This is a genomic window from Mesorhizobium sp. M0938, from assembly GCF_040319125.1.
GTDB classification, from domain to species: domain Bacteria; phylum Pseudomonadota; class Alphaproteobacteria; order Rhizobiales; family Rhizobiaceae; genus Mesorhizobium; species Mesorhizobium robiniae.
This window is the reverse complement of sequence record NZ_JAMYNS010000028.1, coordinates 16,876-38,548: the sequence shown is the minus strand read 5'-3', so window position 1 is coordinate 38,548 and position 21,673 is coordinate 16,876. Positions and strand designations below refer to the sequence as shown.

The 21,673-nt window shown below is 60.3% G+C and carries 19 protein-coding genes and 2 pseudogenes; 17 read left to right on the top strand and 4 right to left on the bottom strand.

Annotated features, from left to right (window positions below; translation table 11 throughout):
* Window positions 1-235: 235 nt before the first annotated feature.
* On the bottom strand, window positions 236-1,132 hold the full coding sequence (locus NKH73_RS30400) for a hypothetical protein (protein WP_352938730.1): 897 nt from the start codon (window positions 1,130-1,132) through the stop codon (window positions 236-238).
* Window positions 1,133-1,860: 728 nt separating this feature from the next.
* On the opposite strand from NKH73_RS30400, the pseudogene NKH73_RS30395 reads away from it, so the two are divergent.
* Window positions 1,861-2,295: pseudogene (locus NKH73_RS30395) on the top strand (nitroreductase family protein).
* An 11-nt stretch (window positions 2,296-2,306) separates the two neighbouring features.
* Here the strand turns inward: NKH73_RS30395 and NKH73_RS30390 are convergent.
* A complete protein-coding gene (locus tag NKH73_RS30390) occupies window positions 2,307-2,618 on the bottom strand; it encodes a hypothetical protein (protein WP_352938727.1) in 312 nt (103 codons plus the stop codon).
* Between NKH73_RS30390 and NKH73_RS30385 the strand changes: the two genes are divergently transcribed.
* Window positions 2,611-2,787: a class I SAM-dependent methyltransferase gene (locus NKH73_RS30385; protein WP_352938724.1), complete on the top strand. Its 177-nt coding sequence runs from the start codon at window positions 2,611-2,613 to the stop codon at window positions 2,785-2,787. The genes NKH73_RS30390 and NKH73_RS30385 overlap by 8 nt on opposite strands.
* Window positions 2,788-3,208: 421 nt before the next feature.
* Window positions 3,209-5,029 carry a glutamine--fructose-6-phosphate transaminase (isomerizing) gene (glmS, locus tag NKH73_RS30380; protein WP_352611437.1) on the top strand — a complete coding sequence of 607 codons (1,821 nt, stop codon included), beginning with the start codon at window positions 3,209-3,211 and terminating at the stop codon, window positions 5,027-5,029.
* A 1,692-nt stretch (window positions 5,030-6,721) separates the two neighbouring features.
* Here glmS and NKH73_RS30375 read toward each other — a convergent pair.
* The gene (locus tag NKH73_RS30375) at window positions 6,722-7,111 is read right to left on the bottom strand and encodes a hypothetical protein (protein ID WP_023735820.1); all 390 of its coding nucleotides are present in this window, start codon (window positions 7,109-7,111) and stop codon (window positions 6,722-6,724) included.
* Window positions 7,112-7,514: 403 nt separating this feature from the next.
* Between NKH73_RS30375 and queC the strand changes: the two genes are divergently transcribed.
* From queC to queE, 3 genes are read left to right on the top strand one after another with little or no spacing between them, the layout of a single operon-like run.
* Window positions 7,515-8,213 (top strand): 7-cyano-7-deazaguanine synthase QueC, encoded by a 699-nt coding sequence (queC, locus tag NKH73_RS30370; protein WP_352938720.1) that lies wholly within the window; start codon window positions 7,515-7,517, stop codon window positions 8,211-8,213.
* Complete coding sequence (gene queD, locus NKH73_RS30365) at window positions 8,213-8,569, top strand: 6-carboxytetrahydropterin synthase QueD (protein ID WP_023673552.1); 357 nt, start codon at window positions 8,213-8,215, stop codon at window positions 8,567-8,569. Before queC ends, queD begins: the two co-directional genes overlap by 1 nt.
* Window positions 8,566-9,300, top strand: a complete 735-nt coding sequence (gene queE, locus NKH73_RS30360) for a 7-carboxy-7-deazaguanine synthase QueE (protein ID WP_023735817.1) — start codon at window positions 8,566-8,568, stop codon at window positions 9,298-9,300. The genes queD and queE overlap by 4 nt, the downstream gene beginning before the upstream one ends.
* A gap of 335 nt (window positions 9,301-9,635) precedes the next feature.
* On the opposite strand, the gene hemN is transcribed toward queE, so the two are convergent.
* Window positions 9,636-10,985, bottom strand: coding sequence for an oxygen-independent coproporphyrinogen III oxidase (gene hemN / locus NKH73_RS30355; protein ID WP_352938718.1), 1,350 nt, complete (start codon window positions 10,983-10,985; stop codon window positions 9,636-9,638).
* 154 nt (window positions 10,986-11,139) lie between these two features.
* Here hemN and NKH73_RS30350 point away from each other — a divergent pair, with 154 nt between their 5' ends.
* From NKH73_RS30350 to NKH73_RS30300, 11 genes and pseudogenes are all read left to right on the top strand, one after another.
* A complete protein-coding gene (locus tag NKH73_RS30350) occupies window positions 11,140-11,886 on the top strand; it encodes a Crp/Fnr family transcriptional regulator (protein WP_023766606.1) in 747 nt (248 codons plus the stop codon).
* A gap of 543 nt (window positions 11,887-12,429) precedes the next feature.
* Window positions 12,430-14,040, top strand: coding sequence for a cytochrome-c oxidase, cbb3-type subunit I (ccoN, locus tag NKH73_RS30345; RefSeq protein WP_023809314.1), 1,611 nt, complete (start codon window positions 12,430-12,432; stop codon window positions 14,038-14,040).
* An 11-nt stretch (window positions 14,041-14,051) separates the two neighbouring features.
* Window positions 14,052-14,783 carry a cytochrome-c oxidase, cbb3-type subunit II gene (ccoO, locus tag NKH73_RS30340; protein ID WP_352938716.1) on the top strand — a complete coding sequence of 244 codons (732 nt, stop codon included), beginning with the start codon at window positions 14,052-14,054 and terminating at the stop codon, window positions 14,781-14,783.
* Window positions 14,784-14,794: 11 nt separating this feature from the next.
* Window positions 14,795-14,944: a CcoQ/FixQ family Cbb3-type cytochrome c oxidase assembly chaperone gene (locus NKH73_RS30335; protein ID WP_023766610.1), complete on the top strand. Its 150-nt coding sequence runs from the start codon at window positions 14,795-14,797 to the stop codon at window positions 14,942-14,944.
* A gap of 2 nt (window positions 14,945-14,946) precedes the next feature.
* Entirely contained in the window at window positions 14,947-15,810 is an 864-nt protein-coding gene (gene ccoP / locus NKH73_RS30330) for a cytochrome-c oxidase, cbb3-type subunit III (protein ID WP_023809313.1), read from the top strand.
* A 129-nt stretch (window positions 15,811-15,939) separates the two neighbouring features.
* Entirely contained in the window at window positions 15,940-17,499 is a 1,560-nt protein-coding gene (ccoG, locus tag NKH73_RS30325; protein WP_352938713.1) for a cytochrome c oxidase accessory protein CcoG, read from the top strand.
* Window positions 17,496-17,992 (top strand): annotated as a pseudogene (locus NKH73_RS30320) (FixH family protein). The gene ccoG and the pseudogene NKH73_RS30320 overlap by 4 nt, the downstream one beginning before the upstream one ends.
* Window positions 17,989-20,277: a cation-translocating P-type ATPase gene (locus NKH73_RS30315; protein ID WP_352938710.1), complete on the top strand. Its 2,289-nt coding sequence runs from the start codon at window positions 17,989-17,991 to the stop codon at window positions 20,275-20,277. The pseudogene NKH73_RS30320 and the gene NKH73_RS30315 overlap by 4 nt, the downstream one beginning before the upstream one ends.
* Window positions 20,274-20,444 carry a cbb3-type cytochrome oxidase assembly protein CcoS gene (ccoS, locus tag NKH73_RS30310; protein ID WP_352938707.1) on the top strand — a complete coding sequence of 57 codons (171 nt, stop codon included), beginning with the start codon at window positions 20,274-20,276 and terminating at the stop codon, window positions 20,442-20,444. The genes NKH73_RS30315 and ccoS overlap by 4 nt, the downstream gene beginning before the upstream one ends.
* Before the next feature lie 67 nt (window positions 20,445-20,511).
* Window positions 20,512-20,787 carry a CBS domain-containing protein gene (locus tag NKH73_RS30305; RefSeq protein ID WP_245272648.1) on the top strand — a complete coding sequence of 92 codons (276 nt, stop codon included), beginning with the start codon at window positions 20,512-20,514 and terminating at the stop codon, window positions 20,785-20,787.
* The gene (locus tag NKH73_RS30300) at window positions 20,744-21,055 is read left to right on the top strand and encodes a BON domain-containing protein (protein ID WP_352938704.1); all 312 of its coding nucleotides are present in this window, start codon (window positions 20,744-20,746) and stop codon (window positions 21,053-21,055) included. Before NKH73_RS30305 ends, NKH73_RS30300 begins: the two co-directional genes overlap by 44 nt.
* Window positions 21,056-21,673: the final 618 nt, after the last annotated feature.

Sequence of the window (21,673 nt, the reverse complement as noted above, 5' to 3'; positions counted from 1 at the left end):
TCCGGCTCGACGACGGCTGTCGAAATCAGACTGCTGTGGATGCACTACCATTGACCGGTACCAGGATTCTCGACCTCGCCGATAAGCTCGTCTGTACAGCAAGCGACCTTCCTTCCTGCCTATCCCAATATCAAAAGTCAAACCCGTCCGCAGATGCATATGCCTGGCAGTATGTGTCGGTCTTTGGCCACGCATCTGCGACACCGAAATCAAGTAGCCCGCCATGGCGCGACCCTCAATCTTCCACTTCAGGGAGCCTGCCCTGCCATTCAAGGTCAGTCAGCACTTCGGCCTCCACAGTCATATTTTCCGCGAATTCACCGGCATGTTCGGCGAGAAGCTTTCTCGCCGCGACGACCGCTGAACGCTTTCCTTCGCACTTCTCGTGGAACCTGGCTACGCTCTGGCCTACGTGGTCGCCGTTCCATTTTATTACGCCCACTATGGCATACCAGACGCCTTTCCCGGTCCTGCGACGTCGCAGAATTTCGAGTCGCTGATCTGCCAACTGGGCGATGGCTTGGTAGAGAAGTTCGTGCTCCGGGCGGTCGGCACCTCTCGAACGAGCCTCATGGGCAAAGCCCTTCAGGCTAGGCTCCTTAAGTTCAGCTACTGCGTGTGAAATCTTCCACAGATTTGCGGTAGCCTCGTCGAGTGCGTGCCGAGCATCATAGGTAAGCGGCGGTCGCTTCACCGAAACCCCCTGCGCGGATCTAATCTTGTCCGACTTCACCTTCGGCCAGATGTCTGCGGCAATCCTGTCGAGTTCGGCCTTGCCCACTACCCAGCGGTGCTCCTCCTCAGCCCTCTTCTTGGAGAGCTTTGGCTGAAGTGCCACCACCGTTCCCTTGTTGTCGGAATCATTGAAGGTGGCGCTCATAATGTCGCTAGTCGACCGTGTGAGGCCTTTTCGGATATCGCCCGCAGCATCGAAAACCCAATAGGCTCCTCGGGCATCTAGAATCCGATTCGGCGCGGTGCCTTCGTTCTCAACTATCACCGAGACGACCCGCTGGCGTGTGCCGGCGTATTGCGGGAGAGCGTCCTTTCCGAAGATCATTCCCTCTACAAGCCGCCGCGATAGCCGCAGAGGTTCGCTGTTCTCCGGGAATATGTAATGACGACTGGACACCCGGCTTCGCTCCTTCGATCGCCGAAACGCGATGGCACATTCATGGTAGGCGGCTGTCTAAAGATTGCAGTATCAAAACTCATTGGCAGCATTTGATCAACTATCGCTCACGCTGCTGGATACGAGCAGCTGTCGCACTTCGCCGGAGACAAATAAGTCAACCGCGAATTGACTGTGAGAGGGATGAGTCCCAATTGGGTGATGCCTGACACTGGTGGAAGGCGAAACTGAGGGCGACTGGAAGCTCAGCAATGCCCATGAAATTGGGCAGCTGGTGCTGGTCCGGCGCTATGACGTCAGACGATGGTATCTGCCGAATGACCTGGGGAACCTTCGGGGACGTCGAGGCCGACGTGGTCGGAAGCAAAATGAGTTACAGGCGGTGCGGCAGGAACGAGTATATGCAAGCTGAGACGCCTGTCGCCGTCGCCGCGTTCTAGGCCGACGTTCTCCGCATTCCGAGGCCTGGTGAGCGATACGGGTGCGCCTGAGTGTCAATGGCGCATTAGCAAAGGCCTGGCACATGATTCACCGCCGTGCGAGCTGATCGAAACTGGTTTGCTGGATTGCATCGTAATAGCGCCGCCCACCAGGAAACATTTTTCTATCGTTTGCGGTTAGGGCCGCATGGCGCGCTTGTCGGACGCAACAAGCCAGCTTGGGCAATAGGCAGCTGGCAATCCACACCGTTCTCCCTACTGCAATCCCTAGCCCCGAACGAGACCGCCATGCCGTCACCTCCCGATTTCGCCGACGATTTTCGCGCCGGGCTGATCACGCTGCTGCGCTGGCAGGGATGTGCGGCGCTTCGAGCCGACGGCTCTGCCGGAGGGCAAGCTGGAACGGCTGCTCGAGCTCGCCAGCATTGCGCCCTCCGTTGGCCTCAGCCAGCCCTGGCGCTTCCTTGGGCTCGGTCGCATAACCATGCCGGCGACCATCGACTATTCGGCCGTCATGGCGGTGCACACACTGTGGCTAGCGGCGCGGGCGGAAGGCATCGGCATGGGCTGGGTGTCGATCCTCGATGCGACCGAGATGGCCGAGATTCTCGACACGCCGCCCGAGTGGACGCTGATCGGTTATTTCTGCCTCGGCTAGCCTGCGAGGAGCACGACATGCCCACCTTGGAACGCGAGGCGGCCGCCGGTGGTAATCAGCGGTAGGGGGGTGCCCATCACTTCGTCTCTTCCCTGGCGATGAGCTTGACGCAGATCGGGTCGCCCTTCGCCATCGGGGTACATTGCCATTCCGGACCGAAGCCGAAGTTCTTGTTCTTGCCAAGGCCAGGAAAGAGCACTGACAAACCGGACCGCAGCGAAGATGGCGCTGGCGGCAACCGGGCTGAAGCCGGGCATGGAGGTGGTCGACCTCTGCTGCGGCGACGGCTGTGCCGATCGCCACGGTCGCCCGCCATGTCGTCGCCATAGACATCGACGCCGACCAGCTGGAGGCCACGCAGCGCCGCTACCGGCGCCGGCGTGACCAATTGCGAATTCGTCGCCGGCGACGCCTATGAACTCGCTACTCTGGTGTCACGCCCCGCCGACCTCGTCTTCATGGCCAACGCTTTCCATGGCGTCCCGGACCGACCGCGGCTGGCACGTGCCGTGCGCGAGGCGCTCGCCCCCGGCGGGCATTATGCCGTCGTCAACTGACACCGGCGCCGCGCCAGACGACGACGGTCCTGGGCGAGCCGCGCGGCCCGCGAAGCGAACTCAGGCTGTCGCCGAGACAGACCATCGCCGATGCCGAAGTCGACGGCACAATGCTTCTACATGCCGGACTGCCTGACTAGGGCTCGCAGGCCGGTCGTCCGTCCACTGTCCAAGGCCTGCTGGCCTTTCTGAGGCCGTGATCATGCCGCGGGTGAGTCTGCGATTCTCATAAGAGCGTCAGGCGCGAATAGAACTTTAGGCCCCCACAGCAGCCGACCTATCCATGGGGTGGATGGTAGTGATCACTACAATCAATTGTACCAATATCATGGAATACTACTACAAGGCCGCCACTTAAAGCGGCCGGATGGGTATCCGTCTCGCGTGGGCTGATGCTGCTCGCAAAAATGCGGAGACGAACATGTGCGGGATTGTTGGCATCGTTGGGCAACAGCCGGTGTCGGATCGGTTGATCGGCGCGTTGAAGGGTTTGGAATATCGCGGCTATGATTCCGCCGGCGTTGCGACGATCATCGACGGTGCCTTGCACCGCCGGCGCGCCGAGGGCAAGCTTGTCAATCTCGAGAGGCGACTGAAGGAAGAGCCGCTGAGCGGCAAAGTCGGCATCGGCCACACGCGTTGGGCAACCCACGGGGCCTCGACGGAACGCAATGCGCACCCGCACTTTACCGACGGTGTCGCCGTCGTCCATAACGGCATCATCGAGAATTTCACCGAGCTGAAGGACGAATTGGCGGCGGATGGCGCCGAGTTCCAGACCGACACCGACACCGAGGTCGTTGGGCATCTCTTGGCAAGATACCGCCGCGAGGGCATGAGGCCGCAAGAGGCCACGCGTGCCATGCTGAAACGCGTCAGGGGCGCCTATGCGCTTGCCATCCTCTTCGAAGATGAACCGTCGACCATCACGGCGGCGCGCAACGGACCACCGCTGGCGATCGGTCACGGCGACGGCGAGATGTTCCTGGGCTCCGACGCGATCGCTCTTGCGCCCTTCACCAATGAAATTACCTATCTCATGGACGGCGACTGGGCCATTGTCGGCAATTCGGGCGCCCATATCTTCGATATCGACGGCCATCCCGTCGAGCGTCCGCGCCATATCTCCACGGCCGCGGCCGATCTGGCCAACAAGGGCAGCCATCGCCATTTCATGGAGAAGGAAATATACGAGCAGCCCGAGGTCGTCGCCCATGCTCTTCGTCGTTACATCAACATCATAGAGGGCCGCGACATGGTTCCTGGCATCGATTTCGCCAAGGTTCCGAGCTTGGCGATCTCTGCCTGCGGGACCGCCTATCTCGCCGGACTGATCGGAAAATACTGGTTCGAGCGCTATGCGCGCCTGACAGTTGAAATCGACGTTGCGTCTGAATTCCGTTACCGCGAGATCCCTTTGCCGCCGCAGTCCGCGGCTCTTTTCATTTCGCAGTCCGGCGAAACCGCCGATACGCTTGCATCGTTGAGGTACTGCAAGGAGCGTGGGCTGAAAATTGGCGCTATCGTCAATGCCTGCGAATCGACCATCGCTCGGGAGGCCGATACGGTCTTCCCGATCCTTGCCGGACCGGAGATCGGCGTCGCCTCTACCAAGGCTTTTACCTGCCAGCTTGCCGTTCTAGCCGCACTCGCCATCAGCGCCGCCAGAGCCCGCGGGACCGTCCCCGAAGGCGAGCTGCAGGCACTCGTCAGGAGCCTCGCCGAATTGCCGCGCGTCATGGGCCAGGTACTCAACAGCATCCAGCCGGAGATCGAGTTCTTGTCGCGCGAACTGTCAAAGTGTCGTGACGTCCTGTATCTCGGCCGTGGCACCAGTTTCCCGCTAGCGATGGAAGGAGCGCTGAAGCTCAAGGAGATTTCCTACATCCATGCCGAAGGCTATGCAGCGGGTGAATTGAAGCACGGGCCAATTGCATTGATAGATGAGAACATGCCGGTGATCGTCATCGCGCCCCATGACCGCTTTTTCGACAAGACCGTCTCCAACATGCAGGAAGTGGCTGCCCGTGGAGGGCGGATTATCCTCATCACCGATAAAAATGGGGCAGCCGCATCGAAACTCGACACCATGCACACGCTCGTGCTGCCGGTAGTCGACGAGATTATCGCGCCAATGATCTTCTCGCTGCCGATACAGCTTCTTGCCTACCACACGGCGCTCTTCATGGGGACAGATGTAGACCAGCCGCGCAATCTCGCAAAATCGGTCACGGTCGAATGATTGTGAACCTGTACAGATGGCGAAGCTCTCGATGGAAAGCTACCCTTTGTCTGGATCCGGATGAAAACCAGATGACCAGTGTTTGCTGGAATTTGGAATCCCTTTTTTCGGCCGGTCGATCGGGGCACAGGGCGATCGAGCTTCCTAGAGCCGACGTCAGCACGCAGCCGGGGGCTTTCAAGAGTGGGTCTTTCGCTCCCCCGCCGGTGGAGATTGGCCGAAGGAAGCAGTGTCCGTACCGGGAGTTCGAGTTGGTGTTCAGAGTTCCAGGGCCCCCTCCTGAGATGGCCTGATCGGCTGTAGCGCATCCGACCTGCGATCCTTCGCGAATAATTCTCGCCGTTGGCTTTCTTGATTAGAAGGAGGTGAGCCGCCATATTCCGACCCAGCTCCTAATTCAGGCGGCCCATTCCATGGATGAAGCCGGTCCGGCTGAATGGACGTCCATTTTTTGATTTGCTTGGTCTGCGCCGCCGGGGGGTATCTCCCGAGGGAGCTCCCATGTTCTTGGAGATGTTTATGAACGATTCGCGCATTCCCGAACCAGTCTTGACGGCTCGCAGGGGACCCACATCGTCCGCGCTTATCGTGAGCACCTTGGGTATTCGATCGAGGACCTGACGGTCGCGAGCGGGCTTGCCGCTGAGGAAATTCAAAACATCGAGCGAGGTCTGAGGTACAACAAGGGATATCGGGATCGGATAGCGAGATCGCTTTCCATACCTGTGGGAATCCTTGAGGCAGAGTCGCACATTTCGGACGCCGCCTGATCAGTCGGATGATCCGCAATGGGTGGACTACCGCTCTTGTGATGTGAAGCTTGCGGCTGATTGTAGACGCTGATTCCGTTGGGATGCCTCTGGCGCAGTACCGCCAAGAGAATCTCGTCAACTTTCCGATGCAGGAACCCTTCACATGGGCTCGCGAACAACAACGCGATATAGCCGCCCGGAGTGCTACGAAACGTGCACGAGGGCATCGGCTCGCGACGAAGGATTGTAACGGCGAACTCTTGGTAGTTCGGCGAGGCGATGCTGGCGCTTGAGCATCAACTCGGCCTACGAGAGTGGCTACTCCTAGGCTGAATCGGCCAACATGGCCGGCATCGCGCCGCTCTGAAAATAACATGGCGGGCATCCTGACGTTTCCGGGTTGACTATGGGTGTTCGAACCACGAAAAGGGGCCGCTCTTCGTGAGTGGCGTGCGCCGGCAGTCTAACCCCAAGCCCCCCGCCCAGGCTGCCGGCGCGCTTCTAGAAAGATCGAGGTAGGCACTCGCTGCGCTCTGCCCGCCGACACCTTGTGCTTCCTCCAGCGAGTCCAGCGGACCACCATGGGTGTTGCAGTTCTGGTGCTTACCCACGTCCATTTGCGATCTCGGGTCATTGAGAGTACCGCAAGCACCCTCTCTGCTGGATGGCAACGCGGCTCGCGCCGCCCGTATGCAGCGCAAGCTCCATGCATGAGGTCGTCCCTTCAAAATACTTGATGCAGCTGCGCTTGCGTAGCTCCTTGCATGCGCTCGATGCCAGGAGGAGACCTCTGTCTACGCTCGCATCGATGCAACGCCGTTGATCACCATCATCGCGGCGACCGCTTCGCGGGGCCGCAGCCGTTTTGGAGCATGACGATCATGCCGGCGCCATCGCAGTGACGCACATGCAAAATTCACAGATGCATTCTCGCCCAATGCTAGGTGCCCAGCATATGTCCGGCATCCCGCAACGCGGCTACGAAGAGACGGGCATTGCCGTTGGCATCCATCTTGGCCTGCATCGACAGGGGCATCCTGTGCCAGCTCTCCAAGGACGCAATGTAATGTGAGAACATACCGTTAACGATGCAATAGTGGGTAACTAGGCCGTGTACATCCAACGCCAGCACGCCGAATTGGCCGCCGTGATATCGGATGGCTGCGACCCGCTGGACCTGCGCGTCACCGTCGATCCGCACGTCGAAAAGCAGGATTCCGCGGCTCCTGGTGGCTATCTCGGCGGCTTTTTCAGCGAAGCTCAACGAGAGCGAGCGGACGCTTTCGACTGCCATCTGTAAAACCATCAAGTTCAGTTCATCCACTGACATAAGGTACCTGTGCGCAAGACATGGGTGATTGCAATCGACCACACCGCTTGTTCACAGATGTCGGCTCATCACCGGTTATTCAGGGTTTGCCGGTCATCTTTGCGGCAAGCCATCCGGGCTCCTTGTACCCTGCAACCGTTGCAGTGGCGTCCCTCGGCGCTCGGAACCGCCAGGCTCTGCTCGTCGAGAACTTTGTCCGCGAGCAGCGTTCGCTTGAGCATTCCGCTGAAGCGTGACGTCTCACCAGTCCGTGTCCTTCCAGCTCACCGCGAGGGCGTTTTGCGCACCGCACGCAAGCGCACGAAACTGGTCTCCGTTCACTTCACAAAATGGTTTTCCTGAAGTACTGGAGCGCAGAGAAATCTCCGGTCGCAGCCTACCCGGTTAAAACAAGGACCCAACGATGAAGACTCTCGTCGTCTGCTCCGGCGGATTGGATTCCGTTACTCTTGCTCACAAGGTGGCAGCGGAGCACCAGCTTACCGGCCTGCTATTGTTCGATTACGGCCAACGGCATAGGAAGGAATTGGGCTTCGCCACCCTTTGCGCGGAGCGCCTGGGCGTCCCGCAGCGAATCATCGACATCCACGACATCGGCGGCGGCCTTTCCGGCTCCGCGCTGACCGACAATGTGGACGTGCCCGATGGGCACTATGCCGAAGATACGATGAAGGTAACGGTGGTGCCCAACCGGAACGCCATCATGTTGGCCATTGCCTTCGGCCTCGCCGCAGCGCAAGACGCTGACGCGGTGGCGACGGCCGTGCATGGTGGGGATCATATTGTCTATCCCGATTGCCGTCCGGCCTTCATCGATGCTTTCCAGATGATGCAGGACCACGCGCTCGACGGCTACGCGCAGATTCGCCTTTATGCACCCTATGTGAACCTGACGAAGGCGGACATTGTTAGGGATGGAGCCACATACGGCACGCCGTTTGCGCAGACCTGGTCCTGTTACAGGGGCGCCGAGCGTCATTGCGGGAGGTGCGGGACCTGCGTCGAGCGGCGTGAGGCGTTTCACATCGCCGGGCACCCGGACCCAACCGAGTACGAGGACTCCGACTTCTGGCTCGGAGCGCTGCGAAGGACCACCGCGTAATGTTCCGCATCACCAAGGAATTCCACTTCTCAGCCTCGCATCAGCTCACCTCATTGCCACCCGATCACCAATGCGCGCGCCTGCACGGACATAACTACATCGTCGAAGTGGAGCTTTCAGCGGATGGACTGGACGATCACGGCTTCGTGCGCGACTACCACGATTTGGCGCCATTCAAACGCTACATCGACGAGAGCTTCGACCACCGACATCTCAACGACGTGCTGGGACACGAGCAAGTCACGGCGGAATATCTGGCCAGACATTTCTACGACTGGTGCAAGGCACGCCTGAGCGAAACCGCGGCCGTGCGGGTGAGCGAAACGCCGAAAACCTGGGCGGAATACCGGCCATGACCAATACGCATCCCGCAATCCGCGTTAGCGAGATTTTCGGGCCGACGATCCAGGGCGAGGGCGTGCTCATAGGTTTGCCGACGATCTTCGTCAGAACCGGCGGGTGTGACTTTCGCTGTTCCTGGTGCGACAGCCTGCATGCTGTGGACAATCAATTCCGCCATGAATGGGAGATGATGTCCGTCGGCGCGGTGTGGAAAAATGTGCTTGCGCTTTCCGGTGGCCGCCCGCTTATGGTGTCACTGTCAGGCGGCAATCCGGCCATCCAGCCGCTCGGCGCGCTCATCGACCGAGGCCATGGTGACGGTTACCGTTTTGCGCTGGAAACCCAAGGTTCGCTTGCCAGGGACTGGTTTGCGCACCTTGACGTGCTGATCCTCAGCCCAAAGCCGCCGTCAAGCCAAATGACGACAGATTGGGCCGCTGTCGAGGCGTGCCTCCAGGCGGCACAAGGCAAGCCCCAAATCGTGCTCAAGCTCATTGTTTTCGACGAAAGGGACTACGCCTACGCGAAAGACGCCGCTGCGCAATTTCCGCAACTTCCGATCTATCTGCAACCCGGCAATCACACGCCGCCACACCCGGCAAATGATGACGCGCCCGTCGACCTTGACGGAATATTGAAGCGCATGGAGTGGCTGGTTGACAGCGTGACCCGCGACAAATGGTTCGAAGCCCGCGTGCTACCGCAGCTGCACGTTATGCTCTGGGGTAACAAGAGAGCCGTCTAGGCCAGGCCCTTTCCACCGGAACTGCACCGGCATATTCGGCTGAACGGGTGGTTCAACGTTGACCGCGCTGCCGGGGTGCTTGCGGACTTCTGCCACCGGCCCAAGTGTTGTCAGCCGCTTGCACGGCACCTTGCATTCTCCTTGCAAGGTCGAAGGGAGCTGTCGCCGACAACCATGATCTGACAGGCAGGGCATGAGCGGGCGATATCGTCGCTATGCCAAGACGCGTCTGGTCCGCTTCGAACCGTCTCGGCCGACGGTCGCCGGTCAACAGTGGAAAACGATCGCAATCGGTTCACGATCGAGTGAGAGCCATGACCGTTCCTCTGCGGTGCTCAGACTGCCGCCGAGTGCCTGGCCGTTTCAGTTTCGAAATATTTGTCGAACCTGGCCGCGATGCTTCGGACGAAAGGGCGACTTTCAGCCGGCACAACGAATCTGTCGCCATCAAGTTCAAGCAATCGAACCGGATCGTGGAGGGCCATGGAACTTGACTGAAGGAGGAGCCTCTGGCCGGCCTCGCCGAAGCGTTCCACCAGATCGATGGCCGAGAAGGCGAAGTCGCACATCAAACGTTCGATGATCCAGCCGCGAACGCGGTCGTCGTTGGAAAGTGCGATACCCCGAACAGCGGCCAGCCCGCCGTCATCAACCGTGCATCGATATTCGCTGGTCGAAGGCATGTTCTGCGCATAGCCCTGCCGAAACTGGCTGATGGACGATGGGCCTAGCCCAATCAAGGTTTCGCAGCAATCGTCGGTGTAACCCTGAAAGTTCCGGTGCAGTGTTCCGGCGCGGGCGGCAAGGGCCAGGGCATCGCCGGGTTTGGCGAAATGGTCGAGGCCGATTGCTTCGTACCCCTGGTCCACGATCGCCCGCGCCGCCAGTTGCAATTGAGCAAATCTCTCCGCGGGACCGGGCAGCCATGCCTCGTCTATCATGGTCTGATGTTTCTTGAACCACGGCACATGGGCGTAGCCAAAAAGCGCTATCCTGTCGGGTTCCAAGGTCAGCGCCTGCGCGACGGTGGAGGAGACGCTCTCCCTCGTCTGGTGCGGCAAGCCGTAGAGCAGGTCTAGATTGACCGATTCGACGCCGCGCGAACGAACACCGTCGACTACCGCTTTGGTCTGCAAAAAGCTCTGCTCGCGGTTGATTGCCTTCTGAACCTTCGGATCGAAGTCCTGGACGCCGAGGCTCGCACGGGTCGTGCCGATTTCGGCAAGCGCATCGAGGCGGGCATCGTCCATATCATTGGGTTCGATTTCAACGCTGATCTTGGCGCCGGGAAGAAAGGCGAAGCTGTTGCGCAGGACGCTTCCCAGCGCCACAATATCCTCAGGTTCCAGCATCGTCGGGGAACCGCCGCCGAAATGAACCGCGCGAACTCGGCCCTTGCCGGTAACAAGGCCGCCAACCGTGGCGATCTCCGCATACAGCGAGCGCAGATAAGCGGCCACCGGCTCGTAGTGGCGGGTCTGTTTGGTATGGCACGCGCAGAACCAGCAGAGCCTGTCGCAATAGGGAATATGCAGGTAAAGCGATATCTCGTCACCACCTTCGAGCGCCTCCAACCAGCCTCGGTAAACGACGGCATCGACGCCCGCATGGAAATGGGGCGCAGTCGGATAACTGGTATAGCGCGGGACGTTCTCGCCAAGTCTGGCAGCCAGCTTTTGTCGCATGTCGTGGTCCACCGTGTTTGCGTCGCCCGAACTGTGGATGCTTGGATGAGCCTAAGCCCTGATTTCGATCAACCTTCAGCACGGACAAACTGCCGCAAGGATTTTTCTACCGTGGATTGCTATCCTGCCCGCACTGGACCGGTAGAGCGATCGAATGACATTACGGCAGGATATTCACAGTTCCGGCATTCCCGTTCTTTGCTTGCCTTGCGAGGCACGGCGCCGCGGTGTCTGTGGCGCGCTCGAGCCAGACGATTTGGCTCAGCTCGCCAAGACGTCGTCGCGGCACAATATCGAGCCGGGGGTCGAACTGATCGGCGACGCCGAGGCGGTCGACTGTTATTCAAACGTGCTTTCAGGCGTGGTGAAGCTCACGAAGAGCCTTTCGGACGGCCGCCAGCAGATCGTCGGTCTCCAGTTCGCGCCGGATTTTCTGGGACGGCCCTTCAAGATGAAAAGTGCGATCAATGCGGAAGCGGCAACAGCTGTCTCGCTGTGCTCGTTTCCGAGAGCGGCCATCGAACGGATGATGAAGCAGTCACCCGAATTTGTGCATCGCCTGCTCAAGCAGGCGCTGAACGAACTTGACGAGGCCCGCGAATGGATGGTGACTCTGGGGCGCAAGACCGCACCAGAGAAGGTGGCGAGCTTTCTCCTCATGATTGCCCGGAACATCGACTCCAATGTTGACCCGGCGGCTAGGTCGGCGTGCTTCGAGCTGCCGATGACGCGTGCCGACATCTCTGATTTCCTTGGAATCACTAACGAGACCGTGAGCCGTCAGCTGACCAGCCTGAGAATGGACGGCGTGATTCGGATCGAGAACAACCGCCGCGTCACCGTGGACAGCATGAGCCGGCTGGAACGGCGCTGCGGCGGCCGAGGCGCAATAGCCGTTTGAATGACACGAAGCTGCATGGCCCACGCCACTTACTTCATTCGGGGCAGGGCATGCTCGCGTTGGGCTCAGAAGACATCGCGTAGCGACAGCCCGTTCTAATTCCGATCGTATACGCCAGTTGCGTTTGGGCTCGTCGGCGAAGCATCCACACTTGGCCGAAGTCAATATGCCTCATACGCAGGCGAAAATCGCCGTCCAAACTATAAATGTCGCGAAGGCAGCGCAACGCTGGCGCTGGCTGTTCCAAGGCATTGAAACGATCGACGTTCGGTAAGGCATCGGCCTGCTTACCAGCGTCAAGGTGCGCTTCCCCACACGCCCACGGTCGCCTCCTACCCGGGCCCCGACTGGGGACGCCGGGCCTGTCCATAAACCGTCGGCCGGTGCTGCACTTCCACATTCGACACAGTCTGATCGCAACGAACTCGATGCTGCTCGAAGCAAAATGGTGCGGCTCTGACATGGATCAGGGCGAGCAGGCGACGGCTGCGCAATAAGGCACCGCGGTTTGGCATCCGCCGGAATTGGAAATCGGGGCTTGCGATGAAATTCGGCAAAGAAATCGTGCTTCTAAGCCTGTTCGCATTCGCGGCTTTGGTGGCCGCTGGCGCTGGGGTGAATGAACCCTTTCGCCAGCATATGTGGGTCTTATTCTTCGCCTTGGCTGGCTTCACTGCGATCCTGTTGCGCAACACTGAGTTCAGGCCTGCCGCGCCGATCGACCCGTCCGCTTACATGGACGGGCCAATCCGCTATGGCGCCATCGCCACCATGTTCTGGGGTGTCATCGGCATGCTTGTCGGCGTGGTCATCGCGCTGCAGCTTGCCTATCCCGATCTCAACATCCAGCCCTGGTTCAACTTTGGCCGTTTGCGGCCACTGCATACGTCGGGAGTCGTCTTCGCCTTCGGCGGCAACGCGCTGCTTTGCACGTCTCTCTATGTCGTGCAACGCACCTGCCGCGCCCGGCTGTTCGGCGGCGATCTCGGCTGGTTCGTGTTCTGGGGCTACCAGCTCTTCATCGTCATGGCCGCAACCGGATACCTGCTCGGCATCACCGAGAGCCGCGAATACGCCGAGCCCGAATGGTATGTGGACATCTGGCTGACCATCGTCTGGGTCGCCTATCTCATCCTGTTCCTCGGCACGATCCTGAAGCGCAAGGAACCCCACATCTACGTCGCCAACTGGTTCTACCTGTCCTTCATCGTCACCATCGCGATGCTGCATGTGGTCAACAACCTCTCCATGCCCGCCTCCTTCCTGGGCTCGAAGAGCTATTCGGCTTTCTCCGGGGTCCAGGACGCTCTGACGCAATGGTGGTATGGCCACAACGCCGTGGGCTTCTTTCTGACCGCCGGCTTTCTCGGCATGATGTATTATTTCGTACCCAAGCAGGCGAACCGGCCGGTCTATTCCTACCGGCTGTCGATCGTCCATTTCTGGGCAATCATCTTTCTCTACATCTGGGCTGGACCCCATCATTTGCACTACACCGCCTTGCCCGATTGGGCGCAGACGCTCGGCATGGTGTTCTCGATCATGCTGTGGATGCCGTCATGGGGCGGCATGATCAATGGCCTGATGACGCTGTCGGGCGCCTGGGACAAGCTCCGCACCGATCCGATCATCCGCATGATGGTGATGGCCATCGCCTTCTACGGCATGTCCACCTTCGAGGGCCCGATGATGTCGATCAAGACGGTCAACTCGCTGTCGCACTATACCGACTGGACCATCGGACACGTCCATTCGGGCGCACTCGGCTGGGTTGGCATGATCTCGTTCGGCGCGCTTTATTACATGGTGCCGAAGCTGTGGAACCGTGAACGGCTCTACTCGCTGCGCCTCGTTACCTGGCACTTCTGGCTGGCGACGCTTGGCATCGTTGTCTACGCGTCGGTCATGTGGGTGTCCGGCATCATGCAGGGCCTGATGTGGCGCGAATACGACGAGCAGGGCTTCCTGGTCTACTCCTTCGCCGAAACCGTGGCCGCCATGCACCCCTACTACATCATGCGCGCCATCGGCGGAGCCATGTACCTGTCCGGCGCCCTGATCATGGCCTGGAACATCGCCATGACCATCCTTGGCTACCGGCGCGAGGAGGATCCGATGCCCGGCTCCGTTCCCGCCCTCCAGCTTGCGCGATGATGAGACAGAAAATGAGGTTGATGAACAGACACGCGGTCATCGAGAAGAACGCTACACTTCTTCTCCTCGGGTCGCTGCTGGTCGTGACAATCGGCGGCATTGTCGAGATCGCGCCGCTCTTCTATTTCGACAACACGATCGAGAAGGTCGAAGGCATGCGGCCCTACTCGCCGCTCGAACTCGTCGGGCGCAACATCTATGTGCGTGAGGGATGCTATCTCTGCCATAGCCAGATGATCCGCCCGTTCCGTGACGAGGTCGAGCGCTATGGGCATTACAGCCTGGCGGCCGAGTCGATGTATGATCATCCCTTCCAGTGGGGATCGAAGCGCACCGGACCGGACCTCGCTCGGGTTGGCGATCGCTACTCAAATCTTTGGCATGTCGAGCACCTCACGGACCCTCGTTCCGTGGTGCCGGAATCCATCATGCCGAGCTATGGCTTTCTGAAGGATACGCCGATCGCGGTGAAGGATTTCTCGACGCATCTGGTTGCCAACAGGCGCGTCGGCGTCCCCTACTCCGACGACATGGTCGCTAACGCCAATGCCGATTTGATGGCGCAGGCTGATCCCAATGCCGACACGTCCGGCCTCGAGGCCCGCTACCCCAAGGCCAGGATCGGCGATTTCGACGGTGATCCGCAGCAAGTCACCGAAATGGACGCCCTGGTTTCTTATCTCCAGATGCTCGGCACGCTTGTCGATTTCAAGAACTACGATGAGACCGCCGGCTACCGCTGAGGACAATGGCGATGACGTACAATTTCATGCGGGAGTTTGCCGACAGCTGGGGCCTGCTTGCCATGGCTCTTTTCTTCATCGGATCCGTTGCCTTTGCACTTCGTCCCGGCAGCCGCAGGCAAGCCGGCGAAGCAGCTCAAATTCCTCTGAAGGAGGACTGATCATGAGCAGCGATCACATTGACGAGGTTTCCGGCATCTCGACGACCGGTCATGAGTGGGACGGCATTCGCGAGCTCAACAACCCGCTCCCGCGCTGGTGGGTCATCACCTTCTACATGACCATAGTCTGGGCGATCGGTTACACAATTGCCTACCCGGCATGGCCGCTGTTGCACTCCGCGACAAAGGGTGTACTTGGCTATTCCAGCCGCAACGAAGTCAAGAACGAGTTGTCCGCGGCCGAAGCGGCAAAGGGCAAATATGTCGCCGCAATAGAGTCGAAAAGTGTTTCGGAGATTGCTGCGGATGACACGCTGCGCGAATTCGCCGTCGCTGCCGGCGCCGCCGCGTTCAAGGTCAATTGCGTGCAGTGCCACGGTTCCGGCGCCCAGGGGTCCAAGGGCTTTCCGAACCTAAATGACGACGACTGGCTGTGGGGCGGCGAGGTGGACCAGATCCAGCAGACGATCGCTCATGGCATCCGCTTCGCCTCCGACCCGGCTACGCGCCTGTCGGAAATGCCGGCCTTTGGCGACATCATCACCGCCGATCAGATCAAACAGGTCAGCACCTACGTTGCCAGCCTGTCCGGCACTGTCGGCGATCAATCGTTGGTCGCGCCCGGCGCCAAGGTCTTCGCCGAAAATTGCGTGGCCTGTCACGGCGACAATGCAAAAGGCAACAAGGAACTCGGCGCTCCAGATCTGACCGACGCCATCTGGCTCTACGGGTCAGGCGAAGCGGCCATCGCCGCCCAGGTCACCGCGCCGAAACAGGGCGTGATGCCGGCCTGGGGCGCGCGCCTCGGCGAGACCAAGGTCAAGGAACTGGCGGTCTACATCCATTCGCTTGGCGGCGGAGAATAGGAGCAGAAGCCTATTCTCGTCCTCCCCCTCCCGCCAAGCGACGAGGCCCGGCGCAAGCCGGGCCTCGGCATCATCCAGAACCGATGAGTCGGCTTCCGGCGAAATCGTCGCTGGTGACTGGAGCTTCTCGTGCTTGATAACACGCAAATAGAAAGGATCGAACCTACGCCGGTCAACTCCGCCAAGGTGCGTCAGCCAATGTACGCTGCGCGCAAGAAGATCTTCCCGAAGCGGGCCTCGGGCAGCTTTCGCCAGTTCAAATGGCTGGTGATGGCGGTCACGCTCGGCATCTACTATCTGACGCCGTGGCTGCGCTGCGATCGGGGCTCGTTTAGCCCGGACCAGGCCGTGCTGCTCGATGTCGCTAACCGGCGTTTCTACTTCTTCTTCATCGAGATATGGCCGCAGGAATTCTATTATGTGGCAGGCCTTCTGGTCATGGCCGGCGTCGGTCTTTTCCTGATCACGTCGACTGTTGGCCGTGCCTGGTGCGGCTATACGTGCCCGCAGACCGTATGGGTCGATCTGTTCCTGGTCGTCGAGCGAGCCATCGAGGGTGACCGCAATGCGCGCATCAAGCTCGACGCCGGTCCCTGGACCAGCCGCAAACTCGTGCTGCGGGTGTCGAAACACGCCATCTGGCTGATCATAGGCGCGCTGACGGGCGGCGCGTGGATCTTTTATTTCGGTGACGCGCCCAGCCTGCTTGGCGAACTCTTCACCGGCACGGCAGCCCCCGTCGCCTACATCACCGTCGCCGTGCTGACGGCAACGACCTACACGTTCGGCGGGCTGATGCGCGAGCAGGTCTGCACCTATATGTGCCCATGGCCGCGCATCCAGGCGGCGATGCTCGACGAAAGTTCGCTCACCGTCACCTACAATGACTGGCGCGGCGAACCGCGTTCGCGTCATGCGAAGAAGGTGCAAGCTGCAGGGCAGTCCGTCGGCGACTGCGTCGACTGCAATGCCTGTGTCGCGGTCTGCCCGATGGGGATCGACATTCGCGACGGCCAGCAGCTCGAATGCATCACCTGCGCGCTTTGCATCGACGCCTGCGACGGCGTCATGGACAAGCTCGGCAGGGAGCGTGGGCTGATTTCCTACGCGACGCTCTCCGATTACAACGCCAACATGATGCTGGCGACCGCGGGCGGCTCCAGTTCAGTCAACCCGTCGCTGGTCAGGACTGCTGGTGGCCTTTTCTCCGACAAGGTGGCGCATTTCCATGTCAGCAAGATCTTCCGGCCACGCACTTATGTCTACATGGGTTTGTGGTCGCTGATCGGTCTCGGCCTGCTCTATTCGCTGCTGACGCGCGATCGGCTCGAAGTCAACGTGCTGCATGACCGCAATCCGCAATTCGTCACGCTCTCCGACGGCTCGATCCGCAACGGCTACACCGTCAAGCTGCTCAACATGATCCCCGAACCGCGGACCATTGTTGTCACGATGCAGGGCTTGCACGGGGGCGAGATGAGCGTCGTCGGCGACGACATCCCGGCAGGCCGTTCTTTCGCCATTCCGGTCGAACCCGACCGCCTGAAAATGCTGAAGGTCTTCGTGCGCCAGCCAGCGGGTCAAATCCAGGACACAGCGCAGACCTTCAAGTTCCGTGTCGAGGACAAGGCGAGCTTCGAGTCGGACGAATACACCGCCACCTTCAACGCGCCGGAGACTGCCAGATGAGCGCCAGAACACAAAAAACCCGCGAATTCACCGGCAGGCACATGCTGTTCACCATCCTTGCCTTCTTCGGTGTGGTCATCGCGGTCAATCTGACCATGGCCACGCTCGCCAACACAAGTTGGACCGGCCTTGTCGTCGAAAACACCTATGTGGCGAGCCAGCAATTCAACAAGCAGGCCGAGGAGGGGCGCGCGCAGCAGCCCTTGGCTGGACCGGCAAGCTGACCATTGCATGGGGCGAAGTCCGCTACGGCCTCACCGACGCCGCCGGCAAGCCGGTTCCCTTGCACGGCGTCAAGGTGCTGTTTCGCCATCCCGCATACGAGAAGGAGGACAAGTCGGTCACCCTCGCACCCGCCTCGGGCCAGGAATTCGCAGCCCAGCACATGCCGAAGGACGGCGTCTGGATTGTCGAAGTCGACGCCGACGCCGGTCTGGACAAACCGTATCGCGACGTCCGCAGGATCATGATTTCCAATGGAGCGCTGCAATGAGTTGTTGTGCACCGGGCGCCGAAATGGCGCTTGATCTGGTCAACGCCGGATCGGTTCTGCCGTCCAGCCAGGAGATCAGGCTGGCGAGCCGCTCGCTTGGCGATGGTCTTCGCCAGACCGATCTTTCGGTCCCCACGGTTCATTGCGCGGCCTGCATCCAGGCGATCGAGACAGCACTGGGAAAGCTCGATCAAGTGGAGAGCGCTCGTGTCAACCTGTCGACGAAGCGGGTCGCGGTCCGCTGGCGTGGAAACCAGGTACCACCATTCGTCGCCGCGCTGGGACGGCTGGGCTACGAGGCGCATCTGTTCGACCCCGAGGTCGACAACAAGGACAAGACGCTTTCGGAGCTGATCCGCGCCGTTGCTGTCGCCGGCTTTGCGGCGGGCAATATCATGCTGCTTTCAGTCTCGGTCTGGTCCGGCGCCGAAGGCGCAACGCGGGACCTGTTTCATTGGGTCTCGGCGCTGATCGCGATCCCGGCACTGGCCTTCGCCGGCGGCATCTTCTTCCGCTCGGCCTGGAATGCGCTGCGTCACGGCCGCATGAACATGGATGTGCCGATCGCGGTCGGAGTGTCCCTCGCCTACACCATGAGCCTCTATGAGGCGATCAACCATGGCGACCACGCTTATTTCGATGCATCGGTGTCGCTACTGTTCTTCCTGTTGATCGGCCGCACGCTGGATCATGTCATGCGGGAGCGCGCCCGGACTGCGGTGAAAGGCTTGTCGCAGCTGGCGGCGCGTGGCGCCATGGTGCTGCGCAGCGATGGTACACGCGACTACCTGCCGGTTGGCGAGATCGAACCAGGGATGCAGCTGCTGATTGCTGCCGGCGAAAGGATACCCGTCGACGGCGAAATCTTTCAAGGGGCATCGGATCTGGACTGTTCGCTTGTCTCGGGCGAGAGCACGCCTCGAAGCGTCGCAGCAGGCGAAGCCGTGCAGGGTGGTGTCCTCAACCTAACCGGCCCGCTGACGATTGAGGCGACAGCCGCCGCGAAGGATTCGTTCCTGGCGGAAATGGTTCGGCTGATGGAGGCTGCAGAGGGCGGCCGCGCGTATTATCGCCGGATCGCCGATCGCGTTTCAGCGCTCTATGCCCCGGTGGTTCATCTCACAGCCTTCGCGACGTTCCTTGGCTGGATGGCGGCGACCGGCGACTGGCACCGGGCGACAACCATCGCCATTGCCGTTCTGATCATCACATGCCCCTGCGCGCTCGGCCTCGCCGTACCGATCGTTCAGGTGGTCGCCGCGCGGCGTTTGTTCGAGAGCGGCATCATGGTCAAGGACGGTTCGGCCATGGAGCGCCTAGCGACGATTGATACAGCGGTGTTCGACAAGACCGGGACGCTCACGCTCGGCCAGCCCCGGCTGGTCAATGCATCGTCGATCGATCCGGCCATGCTGGCAATCGCGGGAGACATGGCTGCGCATTCCCGCCATCCTTTTTCAAAGGCCATAGCCGGTTTTGCCCATCCCGGCGGGCAGTACAAATTTGATGCCGTCACCGAGCATCCAGGGTTTGGAATCGAAGCCACCGACGCGGGAAGCGCCTGGCGGCTAGGTCGACGCAGATGGGCCGGCTGGAAGGCCCGGACCGGAGGTGAAGGCAAACATGGCTATGGTGGAACGGTCCTGACAAAAGACGGGTTCATTGTCGCGACCTTCGATTTCGAGGATGCGCTGCGCGCCGACGCGGCGGCGGCGATCAAGCGATTGAACGATGCTGGGGTGTCGATGCAAATGCTGTCGGGCGATACTGCCGGCGCCTGCGGTGAAGTTGCAGAAAAGCTGGGTATCGAGGACTTCGTCCCGTGCCTGCTGCCGTCAGGCAAAGTCGAGCGCATCGAGACCCTGGCGAAAGACGGACACAAGGTTCTGATGGTTGGCGACGGCCTCAACGACACGCCGGCGCTGAGCGCGGCGCATGTCTCGATCGCTCCGGCCACCGCCGCCGACATTGGCCGCAATGCCGCCGACTTCGTATTCCTGCGCGAAAGCCTTCTGGCAGTGTCTCTCGCGCTGAACGTCTCGCGCAAGGCGGGACACCTGATCCGCCAGAACATCGCGATTGCGATCGTCTACAATGCCATCGCCGTGCCGATCGCCATACTGGGGCATGTCACGCCTCTTATCGCCGCGATTGCCATGTCCGCTTCTTCGCTCCTTGTGATCGGAAATGCGCTGCGCTTGCAGAGTTCGGTGCCAAATTCGCCGGCGAGAAATGTTCGGCGCGACAGGCGTTCCAACATCACCAAATTGGCCCAATTCTCATGACAACCCTTGCCTACCTCATACCTGTGGCACTCTTTCTTGGTGCGCTTGGCCTGGGGGGCTTCCTGTGGGCTTTGAAGAGTGGTCAGTACGAAGATCTCGACGGTGCCGCCGAGCGAATCCTCATCGACAGCGACGACGGCGCGGAGAATGCCACTCGTTCCAAGTGATTCAGATCCAACGCGCCGCGGGTCGGGATGTCCTATCGTCGTCCGACGAAAGATCAGGAGGGTGAGGATGCAAGCCGAATCCTTAATGACAAAGCCAGTCATCACGACGCATGCGAACGCGACGATCGCCGAAGCGGTCATGCTTTCAAGCAAAGTCAGCTGCCTGCCGGTAACGACCAGCGACGGCACCTTGGTTGGCATTGTAAGCAAAAGCGACTTCTTGCGCCGAGAGGAACTCGGAACCCAGCGTGTGCGTCCGCGCTGGCTGGAGCTTGATCTTGGCCCGGGCACAACCGCCAATGACTATGTGTGCGCTCGAATGGACGGATCATCCATCAGGTGATGACCACACACGTCATCTCGGCGACACGCCACCCGATGACGAACTGATCCGCAAGGCTATCCTTGCCGAACTGCAGCCACAAACCTGGAGCGGTGGTGACTTGATCGATGTGAGGGTCAGCGACGGCCTTGTCGAACTGAAGGGGGCGATTGTCGACGAGCGTCAGCGGAAGGCAGCGATCGTTGCGGCTGAGAAGGTTGCCGGCGTCGGGCAAGTCAAGGACCGCCTCCTCCTCAGTACGGATCCGTTCTCAGTGATGGTTTCATAGCTGCGAAAAAAGCGGGGACGCCAAGCAGAGTCCCTTTGGTTTGCTCCCTTCCCACATCACTTGGACATGAGGCCGTCGGCGAGTTCCTTCGGCGTCTAGCGCGTTATGGTCGGAGAGCACGCTGTCGGCAGCAAGACGCCCGTCCTGACAGAAATGCGATGGCCGCTGCCTGTTTTGGTGGGGCTTGGACCGGGGCTTCCTGTGGATCTTGAAGAGCGGCCAATACGAAGATCTCGACACGGCTCCGCCGAGCGGGTCCTTATCGATCGGGAAGAGCCGCGAGGCTGAACCGGTTGGCGGCGCCAACGACTGTGCGGATGCTGGTCGTCAGTCGACCGAATCTTTGCTGGCGATTGCCCGCGTCATGCCGATATCGGCGCGCGTGCGAAGAACGGATCAGCCACAATACGTTGCCGAACCTGTGGCCAGGAGGGGCACGCGATTGGGAAGCCGACCATTCAGAATGCCCAGACATGGAGACGTTTTCACGGCAATCGACCACTCGACCGTGAACCCGCCGCTGCCGGGTTTGTCGAGCCTGGTTGATCCAGATCAGCGTTATCTCTTCATCGGCATGGTTTCATTGACCAGGCTTCCAACGGAGAACGCATGTCTATC

Excerpts from the sequence above, each read along its gene's own strand:
- glmS (WP_352611437.1), top strand. The coding sequence starts at position 3,209 with ATGTGCGGGATTGTTGGCATCGTTGGGCAACAGCCGGTGTCGGATCGG.
- NKH73_RS30375 (WP_023735820.1), bottom strand. The coding sequence starts at position 7,111 with ATGTCAGTGGATGAACTGAACTTGATGGTTTTACAGATGGCAGTCGAA.
- queC (WP_352938720.1), top strand. The coding sequence starts at position 7,515 with ATGAAGACTCTCGTCGTCTGCTCCGGCGGATTGGATTCCGTTACTCTT.
- queD (WP_023673552.1), top strand. The coding sequence starts at position 8,213 with ATGTTCCGCATCACCAAGGAATTCCACTTCTCAGCCTCGCATCAGCTC.
- queE (WP_023735817.1), top strand. The coding sequence starts at position 8,566 with ATGACCAATACGCATCCCGCAATCCGCGTTAGCGAGATTTTCGGGCCG.
- hemN (WP_352938718.1), bottom strand. The coding sequence starts at position 10,985 with ATGCGACAAAAGCTGGCTGCCAGACTTGGCGAGAACGTCCCGCGCTAT.
- NKH73_RS30350 (WP_023766606.1), top strand. The coding sequence starts at position 11,140 with ATGACATTACGGCAGGATATTCACAGTTCCGGCATTCCCGTTCTTTGC.
- ccoN (WP_023809314.1), top strand. The coding sequence starts at position 12,430 with ATGAAATTCGGCAAAGAAATCGTGCTTCTAAGCCTGTTCGCATTCGCG.
- ccoO (WP_352938716.1), top strand. The coding sequence starts at position 14,052 with ATGAGGTTGATGAACAGACACGCGGTCATCGAGAAGAACGCTACACTT.
- NKH73_RS30335 (WP_023766610.1), top strand. The coding sequence starts at position 14,795 with ATGACGTACAATTTCATGCGGGAGTTTGCCGACAGCTGGGGCCTGCTT.
- ccoP (WP_023809313.1), top strand. The coding sequence starts at position 14,947 with ATGAGCAGCGATCACATTGACGAGGTTTCCGGCATCTCGACGACCGGT.
- NKH73_RS30315 (WP_352938710.1), top strand. The coding sequence starts at position 17,989 with ATGAGTTGTTGTGCACCGGGCGCCGAAATGGCGCTTGATCTGGTCAAC.
- ccoS (WP_352938707.1), top strand. The coding sequence starts at position 20,274 with ATGACAACCCTTGCCTACCTCATACCTGTGGCACTCTTTCTTGGTGCG.
- NKH73_RS30305 (WP_245272648.1), top strand. The coding sequence starts at position 20,512 with ATGCAAGCCGAATCCTTAATGACAAAGCCAGTCATCACGACGCATGCG.
- NKH73_RS30300 (WP_352938704.1), top strand. The coding sequence starts at position 20,744 with ATGACTATGTGTGCGCTCGAATGGACGGATCATCCATCAGGTGATGAC.